This window comes from Kitasatospora sp. NPDC059827, from assembly GCF_042731675.1.
In the GTDB taxonomy this organism is placed as follows: Bacteria; Actinomycetota; Actinomycetes; order Streptomycetales; family Streptomycetaceae; genus Kitasatospora.
On record NZ_JBHWIV010000177.1, the window covers coordinates 1 to 3194 of the forward strand.

General features: G+C 74.4%; 3 protein-coding genes. 2 read left to right on the forward strand and 1 reads right to left on the reverse strand.

All coding sequences use genetic code 11. From position 1 onward, the window contains the following. Nucleotides 1-113: 113 nt before the first annotated feature. Nucleotides 114-1127: a uroporphyrinogen decarboxylase gene (gene hemE / locus ACFV8H_RS41335; protein ID WP_375888482.1), complete on the reverse strand. Its 1014-nt coding sequence runs from the start codon at nt 1125-1127 to the stop codon at nt 114-116. A 236-nt stretch (nt 1128-1363) separates the two neighbouring features. On the opposite strand from hemE, the gene ACFV8H_RS41340 reads away from it, so the two are divergent. Then, complete coding sequence (locus ACFV8H_RS41340) at nt 1364-2023, forward strand: DUF3000 domain-containing protein (protein WP_375888289.1); 660 nt, start codon at nt 1364-1366, stop codon at nt 2021-2023. Between the two features lie 319 nt (nt 2024-2342). Further along, nucleotides 2343-3059 carry a response regulator transcription factor gene (locus ACFV8H_RS41345; protein WP_350511717.1) on the forward strand — a complete coding sequence of 239 codons (717 nt, stop codon included), beginning with the start codon at nt 2343-2345 and terminating at the stop codon, nt 3057-3059. The last annotated feature ends 135 nt before the right edge of the window (nt 3060-3194 follow it).

Below are 3194 nucleotides of genomic sequence, written 5' to 3' on the forward strand. Positions count from 1 at the left end.
CGCGCGCCCCCCCCGCGGGGGCTGCCGCCGCGCGGGGGGCGCGGGGCGGCCTCCCGGGTGATCCCGCCCGGGGGGGGGCCCACCCCCCGGGGCGCCCCCCCCGCCGCGGGGCGTCAGCGCGCGCTGGCCTCGTGCACGAAGGCGACCAGGCGGCTGAGCGCGTCCGGGTCCATGGACGGCATCACGCCGTGGCCGAGGTTGAAGATGTGGCCGCTGGTGCCGAGCGCCTGGGCGGCGTGCAGCACCTCGCGGGCCTTGGTCTCGACGACCTTGGTGGGCGCGTACAGCACCGCCGGGTCGAGGTTGCCCTGGAGGGCCTTGCCGGCGCCGACCCGCTCGGCGGCGACGTTCAGCGGCACCCGCCAGTCGACGCCGACGATGTCCGCGCCGGCCTGGCCCATCAGCCCGAGCAGCTCGCCGGTGCCGACGCCGAAGTGGATCCGCGGCACCCCGTAGTGGGCGACGGCGTCGAAGACCTTGGTGCTGGCGGGCATCACCGAGCGGCGGTAGTCGTCCGGGGCGAGCGCGCCGACCCAGGAGTCGAACAGCTGGACGGCGGAGGCGCCGGCCTCGATCTGCACCTTGAGGAAGGCGGAGGTGATGTCGGCGAGGCGGTCCAGCAGGGCGGCCCAGAGCTCGGGCTGCCCGTACATCATGGCCTTGGTGTTCTCGTGGTTCTTGGAGGGCCCGCCCTCGATCAGGTAGCTGGCGAGCGTGTACGGCGCGCCCGCGAAGCCGATCAGCGGGGTCCCGCCGAGCTCGTCGACCAGCAGGCCGACGGCCTCGGTGACGTAGGGGACGTCGTCGGGCTCCAGCGGGCGCAGCCGGTTGAGGTCCTCGAAGGTGCGGATCGGGTCGGCGATGACCGGGCCGATGCCGGGCTTGATGTCCACGTCGATGCCGACGGCCTTGAGCGGCACCACGATGTCGCTGAAGAAGATCGCCGCGTCCACCTTGTGCCGGCGCACCGGCTGGAGGGTGATCTCCTTGACCAGCTCGGGCCGCATGCAGGACTCCAGCATGGGGATGCCCTCGCGGACCTTCAGGTACTCGGGCAGCGAGCGGCCCGCCTGGCGCATGAACCACACCGGCGTGTGCGGCACCGGCTCGTGCCGGCAGGCGCGCAGGAACGCGGAGTCGTGCGCGGCGCCGCGGCGCGCGGGGGTGCTTCGGCCGTCGGGGGTGGCCGCCGTCGGGTCTGCCGTAGTCTCGCTCACGGGTCAAATCTTCGCACGCGCCCGGGGGCGCCCTTCCCGGGCGGTCTCGTCGGTTCCTCCAAGATCTGGCCGGGTTTGCCGTTCCGGCACGCCGCTCGGACGGAAGTTGCGGCGATAACCCCGGTCTTCGACCTAGTCTTCGGGGCATGGCAGCGGTCGGCGGGCACCCCGCGCAAGGTGGCGGAACAGGTGGCGGAACGGGTCGGGAGGGGGCGCCGAGCGAGTTCCGGGCCGCCGTGGAGGCCCTCGACGGGGCCCGGCTGCGGCCGGAGCTCCAGCTCTCCCCCGCGCCGGCCCCGCGCCGGCTGGCCCCGTACGCCTTCGCGCTGACCGCCACCGTGGAGGTGGACGACGAGGAGCTGGCCGACGGCCGGCTGGTCCTGCTGTACGACCCGGCCGGGCAGGAGGCCTGGAACGGGGAGTTCCGGGTGGTCACGATGACCCGGGCGGAGCTGGAGCCGGAGATGGCCGGCGACCCGCTGCTCTCCGAGGTCGGCTGGGCCTGGCTGCTGGACGCGCTGCAGGCGCACGGCGCCGGGTACGCGGAGCCGTCCGGCACGGTGACCCGCTGCGCCTCGCAGTACTTCGGCGGTCTGGCGGACCGCCCCGCGGCGACCGAGATCGAGATCCGGGCCTCCTGGACGCCGGCCGACGGCCGGTTCGAGCGGCACCTGGCGGCCTGGGGCGACCTGCTCTGCATCAGCGCCGGGCTGCCGCCGGCCAACCCGTCCCCGCCGCCGGCCGAGGTCACGTCACTCGGTGGAGTGGTCCCGATGCCCGCCCGGCGACGCCCCCGGTCGCACTGAAGGGTGGCGTCCGGGCCGGACGGCACCGTCCGCCCCGATGCCACCCCCAGGACTGACGGAGTGTGGCTTCGGCCCTGCTCTGCGTCAATTACCTGCTCAAAGTCGATCGATCTGTCATGGATCTGATCGATTTTGTACGAATTCCAGGCATGTCGCATCAGTCATATGCGCGATTTGTCCGTATTGTTACTCACTAGATCGTGATCTTTCGCTAAAGCCGGGCACGGTAGCTGCCGAAGCAGACTGTGACCCTTTCCGAACGCGGAACACTCCGACCGCCCCCTCGGGGTTCCGTCCGCCACTCCCCGCAGGAGGCCTGGTGTCGGTCCTTCTTGAGCACCCCGCAAACGTGGTCGCCTACCGCCCGACCAAGCCCACCGCCATGGTGGTCATCGCCGATCCCCGCGTCCGAAACACCGTCACCCGCCACCTCTGGGCGCTCGGCGTCCGTGACGTGATCGAGGTGTCCTCGATCGCCGAGGCCCGCCCCCGGGTCTCCACCCCGCGCGACATCTGCGTCGCCGACGTCCACCTGCCGGACGGCTCCGGACTGACCATCCTCGCCGAGACCCGCGCCGCGGGCTGGCCCAACGGCCTGGCCCTGTCCGCCGCCGACGACATCGGCGCGGTCCGCAGCGCGCTCGCGGGCGGCGTCAAGGGATACGTGGTCACCGGCACCCGCACCAACGTCGCGATGCCCGGCCGCCCGGGCCTGCCGCTCGGTGCCGCCGGGCTGGCCGGCCGGATGCGCCGCCCCGGGATGCCGGGCATGCCGGGTGCCGCCGGTGCCCCGGGCGCACCGGGTGCCCCCGGGGCGCCGGGCCCGCAGCAGACCGCCTACCGCGAGCTGTCCGGCCGCGAGGTCGAGGTCCTGCGGCTGGTCGCCGAGGGCCAGTCGAACAAGGCGATCGGCGTCGCGATGGGCCTGTCCGCGCTCACCGTGAAGAGCCACCTGGCCCGGATCGCCCGCAAGCTCGGCACCGGCGACCGCGCCGGGATGGTCGCGGTCGCGCTGCGCACCGGCATCATCCACTGAGCCGGCCGGGGCCGAAACCGCTCCGCGAACCGTCGGGGGGGGCCGGGGGGCCGTGGCACGGGGGCCCCCCGCCCCCGCCCCCCCCCCCCCCCGGGGGGCGGGGCCCGCGGGGCGGGCGCCGGCCGCCCCCCCCCC